Here is a 14974-nt window from a genome sequence, read left to right on the forward strand (position 1 = left end):
CCGCGGCAGACCCCTGCGGGCATACCGGACGTTCCACGGATGGATCCGGGGGCACGAGTGCCAACGTACGAATACAGATGTCGCGGTTGCCGACACGATTTCGAGCGATTCCAGCGCATGTCGGACGCGGCGATCCGCGTCTGCCCGTCGTGCGGGGAGGAGCAGGTGGAACGGCTGATCTCGACCGGTGGCGGAATCGTCTTCAAGGGGGCCGGCTTCTACGCCACCGACTATCGGCAGCCGGCCGATGATGGCGGGAAGTCCACCGCGGCGAAGGTGCCGGACGGTGACTCGTCGGCTTCGCGAGACGGCGCCTCGTCGGGGTCCGAACCCGCTCCATCCGGATCATCGGAAGGCGGCTCCGGCTCTTGACGGGCGATGCCGGGCCGGCCCGGCTTGCCGAGGCCCTCGGATCCGCCCTCTCCGCCGCCGGGGCTCCCGAGGGCTTTTCTCCGGTACTGGAGCGGCCGCGCGATTCGACGCACGGAGATTGGGCGTCCAACGCGGCACTCGTGCTCGCGAAGAGACTGGGCCAGCCCCCCCGCGCGCTCGCGGCGCGCGTCCGCGAACTGATCGACGCCGAGGCCGCCGGCATCGCGGAGGTGGAAGTCGCGGGCCCGGGGTTCCTGAACTTCCGGCTCTCCGACCGATCCATCTGGCAGCGGCTGGCGGAGGTCATCGAGGCCGGCCGCGCCTGGGGACGGACGCGGGCCTCGCCGGCGCTCCGCGTCAACGTGGAGTTCGTCTCCGCCAATCCGACGGGACCGCTGCACGTGGCTCACGGTCGCGGCGCGGCGCTCGGCGACGCGGTCGCGGCGCTGCTGGAGTGGGCCGGACACGAGGTGACGCGCGAGTTCTACGTGAACGACGCCGGACGCCAGATCGAGCTCCTCGGCGAATCCGTGGAGGCGCGCTACGAGGAAGCGGCCGGCCGGCCCGCGGCCATCCCCGAAGGCGGATATCACGGCGAGTACGTCCGCGATGTGGCGCTGGCGATTCGGGACGCCGCCGGCCCGGGGACTCTCGCCTCGCTCGCGCCGGACGAGCGGCGGGCGCACTTCCGGCGCGAAGCGGTACGGATGCTCCGCGAGGAACAGGCGGAGGACCTGTCGCGGTTCGGCGTCCACATGGACCTGTACTACTCCGAACGCTCGCTCTACGAGTCGGGTGCCATCGACCGCCTCCTCGAGGCGCTGGAGGCCGGCGAACTGATCTATCGTTCGCAGGGGGCGACCTGGCTTCGGACTTCGAATCTCGGCGACGAGAAGGACCGGGTCCTCATCAAGAGCGACGGCTCCTTCACGTACTTTCTGCCGGATCTCGCCTACCACCTCGACAAGGCGAGGCGCGGCTTCGAACTCGCGATCGATGTCTGGGGCGCGGATCACCAGGGCCACGAAAAGCGCATGCTGGCGGCCCTGCGGGGGCTGTCGTACCCCGATCTGCTCGAGGTCCTGATCATCCAGCTCGTCACGGTCCTGCGCGACGGCAGGGAAGTCCGGATGAGCAAGCGCGCCGGGCGCTTCGTGACGCTGGGCGAACTCGTCGAGGAAACGGGCCCGGACGTGGCGCGGTACTTCTTCCTCATGCGCCGGGCGGAGGTCCATCTCAACTTCGATCTCGACCTCGCGCTGGATACGTCGGACGCGAATCCGGTCTACAAGGTCCAGTATGCGCATGCGCGCATGTGCAGCGTGTTCCGCAAGGCGGGCATCGTCGCCGACGAAGTGCCGGCCTCGCTCGACGTCCCGGACACCTTCGGCACCCCGGCCGAGCGCGAGGTCGCCCTGTCCGTCATGAGGCTTCCGGAGGTCATCGCGACGGCCGCGGCGGGTCGGGCTCCGCACCTCGTCTGCACCTATCTGGAGGAGACCGCGGGGCTCGTGAACGCCTGGTACCACCAGGGGAACCTGGATCCGGCGCGGAGAATCCTGGCGGACGTGCCGGAACGGGCCGCGAGAGTCCGGCTCGCGCGCGCGGTGCAGCTCACGCTGCGCAACGGGCTGCGGGCGCTCGGCCTGTCGGCTCCCGAGACCATGGCCCGGGAGGCGAAGTGACGTACCGTGCCCCCGCCGACGGGGATGACGGGGCCCCGGCGGCGCCGATCCTCGTCGTGGGCAGCGTCGCCCTGGATGAGATTTCGACCCCCGCCGGACACCGGGAGGGGGTGGTCGGCGGGACGGCGGTCAACTTCAGCGCCGCGGCCTCCCTGTTCGCGCCGGTCCAGCTCGTGGGGGTCATCGGCGACGACTATCCGACGGACGAACTCGACTTCCTCCGCCGCCGGGGCGCGGACCTGTCGGGGCTCGAGCAGCGGCCCGGCCGAAGCTTCCGGTGGGGCGGCTTCTATCGCCGGGACATGAATACGAGGGATACGACGTTCACCGAACTGGGCGTCTTCGCGGATTTCCATCCGACGATTCCCGACGCGTTCCGAGGCGCGCCCTGGGCCTTTCTGGGCGCCATCGACCCCACGCTTCAGCTCGAGGTGCTGGATCAGATCAAGTCGCCCGTGCTCGCGGCGTGCGACACGATGAACTACTGGATCGAGGGGACGCCGGAGCGTCTCGCCGACGTCATCGCGAAGATCGACCTCATCACGCTGAACGACGAGGAGGCGAAACAGCTTTCCGGGGAGCACAACCTGGCCCGGGCCGCGCGCTGGATCCGGAGCCGGGGACCGCGCCACGTCGTGATCAAGAAGGGGGAACACGGAGCCGTGCTGCTCACGGGCGACGGGTTCTTCCTCAGTCCCGGCTTCCCGCTCGAAAACGTGGTCGACCCCACCGGCGCCGGCGATGCGTTCGCGGGCGGCCTGCTCGGGTATCTGGCGCGCTGCGGGTCGATCACGGGACCGGCGTTGCGGCGGGCCGTCGTGTACGGTTGCGCGCTCGGTTCCTTCGCGTGCGAAGCCTTCGGCGCCCGCCGCATGGTGACGCTCACCATGGCCGAAGTGGAGGACCGCGTGCGAAGCTTCGGCGCGCTCACGAGATTCGATGTTCCAGCAGAGGCGTGACTGAGACATGAACGATGGATTGACCTACCGGGACGCCGGCGTGAACCTCGAGGCGGCCCGCGCGACGAAGGCCCGGATCTCCCGGCTCGTTCAGGGGACGCGGACGGACGCCGTGAGTTCGGACTTCGGCTCGTTCGGGGGGAGGTTCCGGGCGACCCCGGGCCGCGAACTCGTGGCGAGCGCCGATGGCGTCGGGACGAAGCTGAAGATCGCCTTCATGGCGGACCGGCACGATACGGTGGGCGCCGATCTCGTGAACCACTGCGTCAACGACATCCTCGTCGAAGGCGCCCGGCCTCTCATCTTCATGGACTACGTCGCCTGCGGCGTGCTGGACCCGGACACCGTGACGAGCGTCGTGTCCGGACTCGCCGCCGCCTGCCGCGCGAACGGTTGCGCGCTGCTCGGGGGAGAGACCGCGGAGATGCCGGATTTCTACGCGCCGGGCGAGTACGACCTGGCGGGGTTCGTGGTGGGCGAGATCACCTACCCGGAGCTGTCCCGCCGGGATCTGGAGCCCGGGGACCGTCTCATCGGGCTCGCATCGAGCGGCATCCATACGAACGGCTACAGCTTTGTGCGCGCCCTCTTCTTCGACCGTCTCGGACTCGGAGCCCACGACGCCTTTCCCGGGGCCGATGGCTCCGTATCGGATGTCCTCCTGCGTCCTCACCGCAGTTATCTGCCGATCCTCGAACGCAGCCTCGAAGCGGGTCGCGTACGGGCGCTCGCGCACATCACGGGGGGCGGCATCCCGGGAAACGTGGACCGGGTCATCGGATCGAATCTCGATGCGGTGGTTCGTACCGACTGTTGGCCGCGCCCCCACGAGTTCGACGTGATCGCGCGCGAGAGCGGGGCGGAGGAGGCCGAACTCTTCTCCACCTTCAACATGGGCGTGGGGATGGTCGCCGTCGTGCGCGAGGGGGAGGCCGGGCGGGTGCTCGACGAGATTCGCGGTGCCGGATGCGAGGCGTTCATGTGCGGTGAACTCGTCGCGGGCAGCGGCAGGGTGCACCTGGAGGGTTCATGACGACGCGGGGATTCGACCCCATCGCCGGCGCGCCACCGAGCCGCACCGAGGACCTGCGTCACATGCGCGAGGCGCTGGCCGTGGCGCCGCGCGGACAGGGCCGCGTGTCGCCCAATCCGCTCGTCGGCGCCGTCGTGGCCCGGGGAAACCAGGTTTTCGGCACGGGGTGGCATGCGGAATACGGCGGCGACCACGCGGAGATCATGGCACTGCGGGAGGCCGGGCCGCGCGCGGCGGGCGCAACGCTGTACGTCACGCTCGAGCCGTGCCGCCACGAGGGGCAGACGCCTCCGTGCACGGCCGCCATCATCCGCTCCGGCGTGCGGCGTGTCGTGATCGCGTGCCGGGATCCCAATCCGGAGGCGCGCCACGGGGCGGAGGAGCTGCGGCAGGCCGGCCTGGACGTCGAAATCGGGATCGAGGAGAACGCCGCGAAACGGCTGAACGCGGCCTTCCTCTGGTTTCACCGGCGGTGGGTGCCCTTCGCTTCGCTCAAACTCGCGCTCTCCCTGGACGCGAAGCTGGGAGAGGAGAGCGTTCGCACGCCGGTCACCGGGATACGGGCACTTGACGAGGTCCACCGCCTCCGCTCGTGTCACGACGCGATCCTCATCGGTTCCAACACGATCGAGATCGACGATCCCCTGCTTACGGCCCGCGGAGAGGTCGTGCCGCGGGTACCGCCGATCCGGGCGATCCTGGACACCACGCTCCGGCTCCGAACCTCGAGCCAGCTCGTGCGCACGGCCTCCCAGGCGCCGGTCTGGGCCTTCGCCGACCCCGATTCGGACGGCTTCGACGAGCGCGCGGGCCCGCTCCGCGATGCGGGCGTGGAAGTCATCGGAGTTCCGCGGAGCGAGGACCACAGGCTGGACCTGAGCGCCGTGTGGAACGAGATGGCCATGCGCGGCGTGCTCTCGGTGCTCGTCGAGGGTGGGGGGCAGGTCGCCGCATCGTTGCTGCGCGACGGGCACATCCAGAGAATCCATGCCTTCATCGCCCCCATGTTCTACGGGCGGGGCGGCGTACCGGCGTTCCCGGGTCTCGAGCCGTCGACGCCCGGCGACTGGCTTTCCGTGCAGCGGGAGTCGCTGGGCCAGGATACGCACATCGTGTTCGAGCACCGGCAGCTGCAGGAAACCCTGGACAACCTCTGAGCGGCCGGACTCGTGTTCACCGGAATCGTACGGGCGGTCGGTGAAGTCGCGGGCCGCGAGCGCGGGAAGGCCGGGCTCCGGCTGACGATCTCCCGCGTCCCCTTTCTCGAACGGCTCCGGGACGGGGATTCGGTGTCGCTCGCGGGTGTGTGCACGACGGTCGTCGCTCTCGGAGATGGGACGTTCGATGTGGATGTCGTCGAGGCGACGCTGGAGCGGACCACGATCGGGAGCTGGCGCGTCGGCGATCCCGTGAACCTCGAACCCGCGCTGTGCGCCGGGGAACCGCTGGGCGGGCACATGGTACAGGGACACATCGATGGGGTGGGGACCGTGGCGGCGGCCAGGTGGAAGGACGGGTCGGGCCTGCTCGAGATCGAACTCCCGGACGGCCTCGAGCGGGTGACCGTGCCGCGGGGCTCCTTCGCGGTCGATGGCGTGAGTCTCACGGTCAACCGCCTGAGCGGGACCATCGCGCGCTTCGCCATCATCCCATATACATGGACTCACACGACCCTTGGGCGCCTCGTGTCCGGCGCGAGCGTGAACCTCGAGGCGGACCTGATCGGCAAGCACGTGGCGCGTGCCCTCCGACCGCACGCGGCCCCGGCGGACTCCTGAGTCGGCTCCCGTTCGAATGGAAACCGAGAACAGACTTCGGCTGGCGGACATGCCCGCACACACGGTGGAAGCGGCGATCGCGCGGATCCGTAGCGGCGGACTCGTGATCATCGCGGACGATGAGGATCGCGAGAACGAGGGGGACCTCGTCTGCGCGGCCCAGCTCGCGACGCCCGAGACGATCAACTTCATGGCGAAGCACGCCCGGGGGCTGATATGCCTCGCGATGCCCGATGAGATGGCCGATCGCCTCGATCTCCCGCTCATGACGGACGACCGGCTGGCGGACCCCAACAAGACGGCGTTTACCGTGTCGATCGATGCCCGCCAGGACTTCGGTGTGTCGACGGGGATCTCGGCGCAGGATCGGGCCCGCACCATCCGCGTCGCGGTGGATCCCCAGACCCGGCCGACGGACCTCATGCGCCCGGGCCACATCTTTCCGCTCCGCTCGCGGCCCGGCGGCGTGCTCCAGCGCGTGGGCCAGACGGAGGCTTCGGTCGATCTGGCCCGGCTCGCCGGGCTCACCCCGGCGGGCGTGATCTGCGAGATCCTGAACGAGGATGGGACGATGGCGCGCCGTCCGGAACTCGAGAAGTTCGCGGCGGAGCACGACCTTCCCTTCATCACGGTGGCTGCCCTCGTCGCCTACCGGTTGCGGACGGAGAGCCTCGTGCGGCGCGTCGCCGAAGCGGATCTCCCCACGCCGTGGGGCGATTTCCGCATCGTCGGATACACGAACCAGGTGGATGGGCGCGAACACGTCGCGCTCGTACGCGGCGACGTGGAGGGTGCGGAGGACGTCCTCGTCCGCGTTCATTCGCGTTGCCTGACGGGCGATGTGTTCCACTCCCACCGCTGCGATTGCGGCAGCCAGCTCGACGCCGCGATGAGGAAGGTGGTGGAGGCCGGCGCCGGGGTCATCGTCTACCTCGACCAGGAAGGGCGGGGGATCGGACTGCTGAACAAGCTCCGCGCCTACGAACTGCAGGATGAAGGCCACGACACGGTCGAAGCGAACGAGGCGCTCGGTTTCCCGCCCGACCTGCGGAACTACGGCATCGGGGCCCAGATCCTCGTGGATCTCGGGTTGCACTCGATCCGGATCATGACGAACAACCCGAAGAAGCTCGCGGGGCTGGAGGGGTTCGGCCTCGTGATCCGCGACCGCGTGCCGCTCGAGCTCGGCGGGGTCGATGATCGGCTGGTCCGCTATCTCCGCACGAAGCGCGAGAAGCTGGGACACCTGACCGGATCCGCGTGAGAAGCGGGTCGGAACCTCCTCGAGGCGATGGCCCCGCCGGGTTCACGAGGGGGCGCCTGAAGACGTACGAGGGCGCGGCATCGGGAGGCGGCCGGACCGTCTGCATTCTCGTCAGCCGGTTCAACTCCCGGGTCACCGAGCGTCTGCTGGAAGGCGCCGCGCGGACGGCCTTCGAATGCGGCGTGGCCGAGGAGGATGTCGATGTCGTGTACGTCCCCGGCGCCTGGGAACTCCCGCCCGCCGCGCGACGAGCCGCCGCGCGAGGATACGCCGCCATCGTCGCGCTGGGCTGCGTGATTCGCGGGGAAACCGCGCACTTCGACCACGTCGGCCGCGCGGCCACCGACGGGCTCGCGAAGGTACAGCTCGACTCGGGCGTGCCGGTCGGTCTCGGCGTGCTGACGCCGGACACCATGGAGCAGGCGCTCGCGCGGGCCGGCGGCGAACTCGGAAACGCCGGCTCGGAGGCGGCCCGCGCGGCGCTCCGCATGGCCGACCTCAACGAACGGCTGGGCGCGTGACGCGGACCGCCCGGACGCACGTCCATTCGCGCGCGCGGAGCTGGGCCTTGAACCTCCTCTACGCGTGGGAGGTGGGCGGGGACGGCACGCCGCTCGAACACGCGGCGCAGAGCCTCGTCCACCGTCGCATGTCCGACCGCTACCGCCCCCACGTGCGGCGCCTGCTCGAGACCACGGGTCGCCACCTCGCCGAGATCGACGCGACCATCGCGCATCACGCCTCGAACTGGCGGGTCGAACGCCTGCACGCGATCGACCGCAACATCCTGCGGATCGGGATTGCGGAGCTGTTGTGGTTCGAAGACGTGCCGCCGAAGGTCGCGATTCACGAAGCTCTCAAGCTGGCGCGCCGGTACGGCAGCCCCGGCAGTCCGCGCTTTCTCAACGGCGTGCTCGACGCGGTGCTGAAGGCCCGGGAGGCCGGGTCCTGAGCGGACCCGTGGGCCGGCCGCTCCGGATCCTCCTCCTCAACTGGCAGGACCGGGAAAACCCCGAGGCCGGCGGCGCCGAGGTGCACCTCCACGAGATCTTCGGGCGGCTTGCGGCCCGCGGACACTCCGTGCGGGCCGTCGTGAGCGGCTGGCCGGGCGCGGCCCTGTCCACGACCCTCGATGGCATCGACTTCCGGCGCGTCGGAAACCGGCACAGCTACGCGTGGCGGGCCCGGCGCGCGGCGCGGGCGGCCGTGCACGACTTCGCCCCGGATGTGCTCGTCGAGGACATCAACAAGATCCCGCTCTACTCGCCGCGGTGGGCCGGCGTCCCCGTGGTCGCGCTCGTTCCGCACCTGTTCGGAGCCACGGCCTACGCGGAAGCGTCGATCCCCGTCGCGACCGCGGTCTGGGCCGCGGAACGGGCGATCCCCCACGTCTATCGGGACTGTCCCTTCCAGGCGATCTCGGAGAGCACCGCGCTCGATCTCACGAAGCGGGGGTTGCTCGCACGCGATGTCACGGTCATCCCGCCCGGCATCGATCACGACACCTATCGTCCGGATCCCGCGACGGAGCGCGCGGAAGCGCCGACGCTCCTCTACGTGGGCCGTCTCAAGCGCTACAAGGGTCTCGATGTCCTGTTCGAGGCGCTGTCGCGGCTGAACGACCGGCTACCGGACGCGAGGCTCGTCATCGCGGGCCGTGGCGATGACGAGCGTCGCCTCCGGGGACTCGTGCGGCGCGCCGGCCTCTCGCACCGGGTACGCTTTCCGGGGTACATCTCCGAGGAAGAGAAGGTCGCCTGGCTGCGTCGGGCCTGGGCGGTGGTCTATCCCTCTCCGAAGGAGGGATGGGGAATGACGAACGTGGAAGCGGCCGCGTGCGGCACGCCGGTGATCGCGAGCGATTCGCCGGGGCTGCGCGAGTCGGTGGCGGCGGGGGAGTCGGGAGTTCTCGCCCCCCACGGGGATGCTGCGGCGTGGGCGGCCTCGATCCGCGAAGTTCTCGGGCAGCCGTCGGTGCGCGAACGGCTCGGAAGAGGCGGGGTCGCGCACGCGGCCCGGTTCTCGTGGTCGCGTGCAGCGGATGAGACGGAAGCGCACCTTTACCAGTCACTCGAACCCTGATGAGGACCGATGCGAACCATCGTCACCGCGCGTAACACCGATGTCTCCGACATTCGGGAGATCATCGAGGCGCGCTTTACGAACCTGACTCGTTTCGAGCCGCGCGCGTCGAAGGCCGAGATCGTATTCACCGGAGAGAAGACGCAGGTGCGCGCGGCGGCCGTGATCAGCGTCGACCGCGCCCGTCCCGTGCACGGGGAGGCGGCGGGTCCCGACCCCCGCACGGCGCTCGACAGGCTCACGGACAAGCTGGGGAACCAGCTCCGGCGCAACCACGAACGGCACAACGAGCGCTCGGCGCCGCCGATGGATGAACTGTTCGGGAATCCCTTCGAAGCGGGCGGGGAAGCCGGGTGACCCTCACGGTCGCGTCGCTGCTCCGGCGCAAGCGGGAAGCGTTTTCGCTCACGGTCGTGGCCGGCGAGTCCGGCCTCGAGCGCAGCATCGAGGTGCCCGAAGTCTCGTCGCCGGGACTCGCGCTGGCGGGCTACAGGGAGCGCTTCGTCTCCCAGCGCGTGCTGATCTTCGGCGAAACCGAGATCGCCTATCTCGAGAGCCTCCGCGGTTCGGAACGCGCCGCCGCCCTCACGTTCGTGTTCGAGTCCGGCGTTCCCTGCGCGATCATCACCAAGAGCCAGGCGCCGCCGGAGGAACTCGTCGACGCGGCGGAGGCGGCCGGCGTGGCGGTGCTCGAAACGCCGCTGAAGACGGGCGACTTCTACCGGAGGTTGCAGCCCTATCTCGAGGAGGAGTTCGCGCCCCGGGCTTCTCTCCACGGATCTCTCGCGGATGTGTACGGGATCGGCCTGCTCTTCATGGGGCCCTCCGGCATCGGAAAGAGCGAGTGCGTGCTCGATCTCGTGGAGCGGGGCCACCGCCTCGTCGCCGACGACCTCATCCTCGTGCACCGCCGCCAGAGCGACATCCTCCTCGGGCGGGCGCACGAACACCAGCGCCACCACATGGAGATCCGCGGCGTGGGCATCATCGATGTGCGCGCCATGTTCGGGATCCGGGCCGTGCGCCAGCAGAAGCGGATCGAAGTCGTCGTCGAACTCGAGGTGTGGGGAGAGCGCGACGACTACGACCGAACGGGTCTGGAGGCGGAGGATTGCGAGATCCTCGGCGTCAAGCTGCCGAAGGTCCGCATCCCCCTGAACCCCGGAAAGAACATCACCGTCATCGCTGAAGTCGTGGCCATGAACCACCTCCTCCGCTATTCGGGGGAGGACCCGGCGGCGGCCTTCGAGCGCGACCTCATCGAGCGCATGCGGCCGGTGCGCGACTACCTCGAATCCGATGACGAATAGCCGGGTTCGCGGCGTCGTCGTGGCGCACGCGGAACTGGCCCATGCCCTCGTGTCCGCCGTCGAGGCCATCAGCGGCGTGAGCGGCGCGCTGCATGCCGTGAGCAATGAAGGCCTGGGGCCCGACGAACTCGCCGCCATCATCGGAGAGGCGGCGGGGGGGGCGGAGGCCATCCTCTTCGTGGACCTCGCGGGAGGCAGTTGCGGTCTGGCCAGCCTTCGGCATGTGCGGGAGAGCGGGGGCAGCGCGTGGATCACCGGCGTCAACCTTCCGATGCTGCTCGACTTCGTCTTTCACCGCGAAATGCCGCTCGACGCGCTCGTCCCCCGCCTCTTGCGCAAGGGGCAGGCCGGACAGCGCGCGCATCCTTCCCCGCCGGCCGGGGCCGACTGAGCCGGACTCGTGCCGCTCGAACTCCTGCGGATCGATGAGCGTCTGATCCACGGCCAGGTGCTCGTGGGCTGGGGGCGTCCGCTGGACCTCGATTTCTACGTCGTCGTCGATGACGCCCTCGCCTCCAGTGAATGGGAGCAGGAACTCTGGGCCAGCGCGCTCGCCGACGAGGAGAGCGCCGAGTTCCTGGGGGTGGACGAGGCGGCGCGGAGCTTCGGCGAACTGAGCGCGCGGGCGGAGCGCGGCGCGCTCCTGACGCGGGATACGGCGACGATGCGGGCGCTGGCTGAGCACGGGTGCCTCGACGGGAGGGCCGTGAACGTGGGAGGCGTGTACCCCGCGGGAGGACGGAAGAAGATCCTCGACTATGTGCACCTTTCTCCGGAGGAGGTGGAGGACCTGCTCCTGATCGGTGAGCACGCTTCCGTGAGCGCGCGGAACCTCCCCACCGCATCCGAGGTCCGTCTCGACGCCCGGAAGCTCCGATGATCGGCGTCGAGCTTACGGCCGGCGACTGGGCGCTGGCCTGCCTGCTCGGGGCGGTCATCGGTCTGGACCAGGTGTCCTGGCCGCAGGCCATGTGGTCGCGGCCCATCGTGGCGGGCACCCTGGGAGGCGTGCTCTTCGGGGCGCCGGCCGCGGGCTGCCTCGTCGGAGCCTGGCTGGAACTCGTCCTGTCGCGCCATCCCCCCTTCGGCGGCGCGCGGCACCCGGAGACCGGGCCCGCCGCCTTCACGGCGGGGGCGGCGTACGCGGTCGCCGGCGGGGGCGCCCCGGCCGGAGTCGTCGCCGCGGTCGCGGTCGGGTGGGCGGTCGGGTGGACGGGCGCGTACTCCGTGACGCTCCTCCGGCGCGTGACGCCGGGGCTCGTCTCGCGGCCCGAGGGCTTTCGCGGGGGGGCCGCCGCTCTCGCGCGACGCCACAGGCTGGCGCTGGCCCTGGACGGGTTGCGCGCCGGACTCCTCGTCGCCGCGCTGCTCGTGCCGTCCGTGCTGTTCGTGCGCCTGCTCTCGACGCAGCCCCCCGGCGCTCCGGCCGCCGCCTGGTGGCCCGTCGTCGCCGGGCTCGGACTCGCCGGAGCCGCGGGCGTCGCGGCTCGCGGGCTGGGTGCGCGAGCCCGCCGCTGGCCCGCGCTGGCCGCGGGACTGGTCCTGGGAACCGTTCTCGCCCGGGTGCTCTCGTGAGGCCGCGCCGGAGGGATTTCGCGCGCGCGATCCTGCGCAGTTTTTCCATCCAGGGCTCATGGAACGACCATACGATGACGGGGCCCGGGCTGGCGCACGCGCTTGCGCCGCTGCTGGCGCGCATCCACGCGGGCGATCCCGCCGCGTTCCGGCGGGCCGTGCAGCGCCATTCGCGCGCCTTCAACGCGCATCCGTACCTGGCCCCCGTCGCGATCGGGGCCCTCGCGCGCCTCGAATTCGAAGGAGATGACCCCGACACGCTGTCGCGCTTCCGTTCCGCCCTCCGGGCTCCCCTCGGTGCGCTGGGCGACGGGGTCGCGTGGGCCGGGTGGCGGCCCTTCTGCACGTCCGCCGCGGCCATCGGCTTCGTGCTTGGACTCGACGCCGGGGTTGCGGCCGGCGCGTTCCTCGTCCTGTACAATGCCGGACACGTCGCCCTCCGCATCTGGGGACTGCGCTGCGGCTGGAGATCGGGCCGGTCCGTGGCCTCCGCGTTGAAGCGCGCGCCTCTGCGCCGGCTGGAGAGATCGCTCGTGTCCGCGAACCAGGTGCTCATCGGCGTTCTCGCCGCGCTGCTCATCGGCCAGCTTCCGGGAGCCGGCCACGTCCCCTGGCGGGACGGCAGTGCAGTCATCGTGGCGCTGATGGGTTATCTTGTCCCCCGACACATCTCGGCGGTCGCCATGGCGAGCCTCCTTGCCGCGTGCGCGGTGTGGCTCCTGTGAGCGTTCCGACAGGCCGTGCGGCCTGCCGCGAAGCGCGGCCCGACGCCGATCGTTCGCTCGACCGGAGCGGAAGGCCCCTGTGACGACTCGACACGAAGCAGCGGTACGTATTCGGAACCGGCTGGGGCTGCACGCCCGCCCGGCCGCCGAGTTCGTTAAGCTCGCGAGCCGGTTCCGGGCCGAGGTGTGGGTCGAAAAGGATGAGCTGGAGGTGAACGGGAAGAGCATCATGGGCGTGATGATGCTCGCGGCCGAGGCCGGCGCCTCCATCCGTATCCGGGCCACGGGGTCCGACGCGGAGAACGCCGTCGATTCGCTCACCGAACTCGTGCTGTCCGGGTTCAGCGAGGAACTCGCGCCGGACATGGACGCGGACGGGCCGGCGTGAGCGAGGTCATTCACGGGATCGGGGCCGCGCCGGGGCGTGCGCTCGGCGAGGTGCGGCGGATCGAGCGGCACGAGTGGCGGCCGGAGCACCGGACGATCGCGTCCGACGTCGTCGATCGCGAGGTCGCGCGTTTCGAGGAGGCGCTGGCCTGGGCCGCCGACCGCGTCCGGGACACGCGCGAGCAGGCGGCGCGCTCGCTGGGCGAAGTGGAAGCGAACATTTTCGACCCGCAGATCCTCATCCTGTCGGATCCGGACCTCGTCGCGGGCACGATCCGCTACATCCGGGAGAACTTTCTCTCCGCGGAGCGCGCCTTCGACTGGCGCCTGACCGAACTCCGGACGGCGATCATCGATGCGGGGCACTTCATGGTCGTCGACCGGCTGGCCGACCTGCGGGACATCCGGTCTCGGGTTCTCGCGCGGCTCACCGGGCGCGAGGAAGATCCGCTCGCTCTTCCGAAGGAGCCCGGGCTCATCGCCGTTGACGACCTTACGCCGAGCTTCGCGGTGGGCCTCGACCCGGAACTCGTGCTCGGCGTGGCGAGCGGATCCGGGTCCCGGACCTCGCACAGCACGCTGGTCGCCCGCTCGCTGGGCATTCCGGCGGTCGTCGGACTCGGCGCCGACCTCGCGAGGATCGAAGACGGAACCACCGTCCTCCTCGACGGGGGCAACGGTCGCATCCTGCTCGAGCCCACGGAGGCGGAGAAGGCGGCACACCTGCAGATGGTCCGCCGCCTGTCTGTCCGTCCCGCCGCCGACCTCACGCGCGAACCCGCGCCTCTGCGGACGGCGGACGGGGTCCGGGTCCACCTTCGCGCGAACATCGACCAGCCGCACGATGTGCCGGCGGCCCGGCGTGTGGGCGCCGAGGGGGTCGGACTCTTCCGGTCCGAATTCCTCGTCATCGGACGGAGGGTGATTCCAAGCGAGGAGGAGCAGTACGAAGCCTATCGCGAGGTTGTGGAGGGGTTCCCGGACCAGCCCGTGACGCTCCGGACGTTCGATATCGGCGGCGACAAGTTCCCGCTCTTTCTCGACCTTCCTCCGGAGGAGAACCCCTACCTGGGCTGGCGCGCCATCCGCGTCTGCCTGGACCGGCCGCAGCTCTTCCGCAACCAGTTGCGCGCCGCGATCCGGGCCGGCGGACCGGAGGCCCGCATGCGGATCCTCGTCCCCTTCGTCATCTGCGAGACCGAGATCCTGCGCACGAAGGAAATCGTCGCGGAGGTCGGCCGCGAGCTGGGTCAGACGGAACCCGTCTCCTTCGGCGTGATGGTGGAGACGCCGGCGCTGGCGGATACGCTCGATCTCGTGGGGCGGCACCTCGACTTCATCAGTCTCGGCACGAACGACCTGACGCAGTACTCCCTGGCCGTGGACCGCGGCAACGCCCGGCTCCAGCATCTCTCGAACCCCATGCACCCGGCGCTCATCCGCAGCTACGAGCGGATCTTCAACACGGCCAGCGCCCTGGACCTCGACATCGGCGTTTGCGGAGATCTCGCCGCCGAACCGGTGGGGCTCGCCCTCCTGCTCGGCCTCGGCTATCGGGATTTCAGTCTCGCGCCCGCGTCGATCCCCGAAGTGAGGGAACTCGTGGGACTCCTGTCCGTGGCGAAGCTGTCGGAACTCTGGAGCCGCGTCGGCCGCGATGGTTCCCTCTCCGGGATGCCCGGGGAGCTCCTCGCGCGGCTGGAGGACGCGATTCCGGTGGAGCCGTCGCCGCTGTACATCTCCTGATCCCGCGGCGGCGACGTTGCCTCCGCCCGGCCGGGCGGCCACTATCTTGGCCGCTACG

General features: G+C 70.3%; 18 protein-coding genes. All 18 read left to right on the plus strand.

What is annotated here, in order from left to right:
* The first annotated feature begins 39 nt into the window (after positions 1 to 39).
* The 18 genes from ACOGI9_RS05055 to ptsP all read left to right on the plus strand — a co-directional run bounded on the left by ACOGI9_RS05055 (position 40) and on the right by ptsP (position 14916).
* The gene (locus ACOGI9_RS05055) at positions 40 to 372 is read left to right on the plus strand and encodes an FmdB family zinc ribbon protein (RefSeq protein ID WP_419858795.1); all 333 of its coding nucleotides are present in this window, start codon (positions 40 to 42) and stop codon (positions 370 to 372) included.
* Positions 369 to 2057: an arginine--tRNA ligase gene (gene argS, locus ACOGI9_RS05060; RefSeq protein ID WP_419858796.1), complete on the plus strand. Its 1689-nt coding sequence runs from the start codon at positions 369 to 371 to the stop codon at positions 2055 to 2057. Before ACOGI9_RS05055 ends, argS begins: the two co-directional genes overlap by 4 nt.
* A complete protein-coding gene (locus ACOGI9_RS05065) occupies positions 2054 to 3016 on the plus strand; it encodes a PfkB family carbohydrate kinase (protein WP_419858797.1) in 963 nt (320 codons plus the stop codon). Before argS ends, ACOGI9_RS05065 begins: the two co-directional genes overlap by 4 nt.
* A gap of 7 nt (positions 3017 to 3023) precedes the next feature.
* The gene (gene purM, locus ACOGI9_RS05070; RefSeq protein ID WP_419858798.1) at positions 3024 to 4049 is read left to right on the plus strand and encodes a phosphoribosylformylglycinamidine cyclo-ligase; all 1026 of its coding nucleotides are present in this window, start codon (positions 3024 to 3026) and stop codon (positions 4047 to 4049) included.
* On the plus strand, positions 4046 to 5206 hold the full coding sequence (ribD, locus tag ACOGI9_RS05075; RefSeq protein WP_419858799.1) for a bifunctional diaminohydroxyphosphoribosylaminopyrimidine deaminase/5-amino-6-(5-phosphoribosylamino)uracil reductase RibD: 1161 nt from the start codon (positions 4046 to 4048) through the stop codon (positions 5204 to 5206). Before purM ends, ribD begins: the two co-directional genes overlap by 4 nt.
* Before the next feature lie 12 nt (positions 5207 to 5218).
* Entirely contained in the window at positions 5219 to 5827 is a 609-nt protein-coding gene (locus ACOGI9_RS05080) for a riboflavin synthase (protein ID WP_419858800.1), read from the plus strand.
* Positions 5828 to 5876: 49 nt separating this feature from the next.
* A complete protein-coding gene (locus ACOGI9_RS05085; protein ID WP_419858801.1) occupies positions 5877 to 7091 on the plus strand; it encodes a bifunctional 3,4-dihydroxy-2-butanone-4-phosphate synthase/GTP cyclohydrolase II in 1215 nt (404 codons plus the stop codon).
* On the plus strand, positions 7088 to 7612 hold the full coding sequence (gene ribH / locus ACOGI9_RS05090; protein WP_419858802.1) for a 6,7-dimethyl-8-ribityllumazine synthase: 525 nt from the start codon (positions 7088 to 7090) through the stop codon (positions 7610 to 7612). The genes ACOGI9_RS05085 and ribH overlap by 4 nt, the downstream gene beginning before the upstream one ends.
* Positions 7609 to 8043 (plus strand): transcription antitermination factor NusB, encoded by a 435-nt coding sequence (gene nusB, locus ACOGI9_RS05095; protein WP_419858803.1) that lies wholly within the window; start codon positions 7609 to 7611, stop codon positions 8041 to 8043. The genes ribH and nusB overlap by 4 nt, the downstream gene beginning before the upstream one ends.
* 8 nt (positions 8044 to 8051) lie before the next feature.
* The gene (locus ACOGI9_RS05100; protein WP_419858804.1) at positions 8052 to 9173 is read left to right on the plus strand and encodes a glycosyltransferase family 4 protein; all 1122 of its coding nucleotides are present in this window, start codon (positions 8052 to 8054) and stop codon (positions 9171 to 9173) included.
* A 9-nt stretch (positions 9174 to 9182) separates the two neighbouring features.
* A complete protein-coding gene (locus ACOGI9_RS05105; protein ID WP_419858805.1) occupies positions 9183 to 9530 on the plus strand; it encodes an HPF/RaiA family ribosome-associated protein in 348 nt (115 codons plus the stop codon).
* Entirely contained in the window at positions 9527 to 10483 is a 957-nt protein-coding gene (gene hprK, locus ACOGI9_RS05110; protein ID WP_419858806.1) for an HPr(Ser) kinase/phosphatase, read from the plus strand. The genes ACOGI9_RS05105 and hprK overlap by 4 nt, the downstream gene beginning before the upstream one ends.
* A complete protein-coding gene (locus ACOGI9_RS05115; RefSeq protein ID WP_419858807.1) occupies positions 10473 to 10874 on the plus strand; it encodes a PTS sugar transporter subunit IIA in 402 nt (133 codons plus the stop codon). The genes hprK and ACOGI9_RS05115 overlap by 11 nt, the downstream gene beginning before the upstream one ends.
* A 9-nt stretch (positions 10875 to 10883) precedes the next feature.
* A complete protein-coding gene (locus ACOGI9_RS05120) occupies positions 10884 to 11363 on the plus strand; it encodes a PTS sugar transporter subunit IIB (protein ID WP_419858808.1) in 480 nt (159 codons plus the stop codon).
* The gene (locus tag ACOGI9_RS05125; protein ID WP_419858809.1) at positions 11360 to 12058 is read left to right on the plus strand and encodes a PTS sugar transporter subunit IIC; all 699 of its coding nucleotides are present in this window, start codon (positions 11360 to 11362) and stop codon (positions 12056 to 12058) included. Before ACOGI9_RS05120 ends, ACOGI9_RS05125 begins: the two co-directional genes overlap by 4 nt.
* On the plus strand, positions 12055 to 12783 hold the full coding sequence (locus tag ACOGI9_RS05130; protein WP_419858810.1) for a PTS system mannose/fructose/sorbose family transporter subunit IID: 729 nt from the start codon (positions 12055 to 12057) through the stop codon (positions 12781 to 12783). Before ACOGI9_RS05125 ends, ACOGI9_RS05130 begins: the two co-directional genes overlap by 4 nt.
* A 79-nt stretch (positions 12784 to 12862) precedes the next feature.
* Positions 12863 to 13171, plus strand: coding sequence for an HPr family phosphocarrier protein (locus ACOGI9_RS05135; protein WP_419858811.1), 309 nt, complete (start codon positions 12863 to 12865; stop codon positions 13169 to 13171).
* Positions 13168 to 14916 carry a phosphoenolpyruvate--protein phosphotransferase gene (gene ptsP / locus ACOGI9_RS05140; protein WP_419858812.1) on the plus strand — a complete coding sequence of 583 codons (1749 nt, stop codon included), beginning with the start codon at positions 13168 to 13170 and terminating at the stop codon, positions 14914 to 14916. The genes ACOGI9_RS05135 and ptsP overlap by 4 nt, the downstream gene beginning before the upstream one ends.
* The last annotated feature ends 58 nt before the right edge of the window (positions 14917 to 14974 follow it).

Source organism: Candidatus Palauibacter irciniicola, assembly GCF_965208695.1.
Classification (GTDB): Bacteria; Gemmatimonadota; Gemmatimonadetes; order Palauibacterales; family Palauibacteraceae; genus Palauibacter; species Palauibacter irciniicola.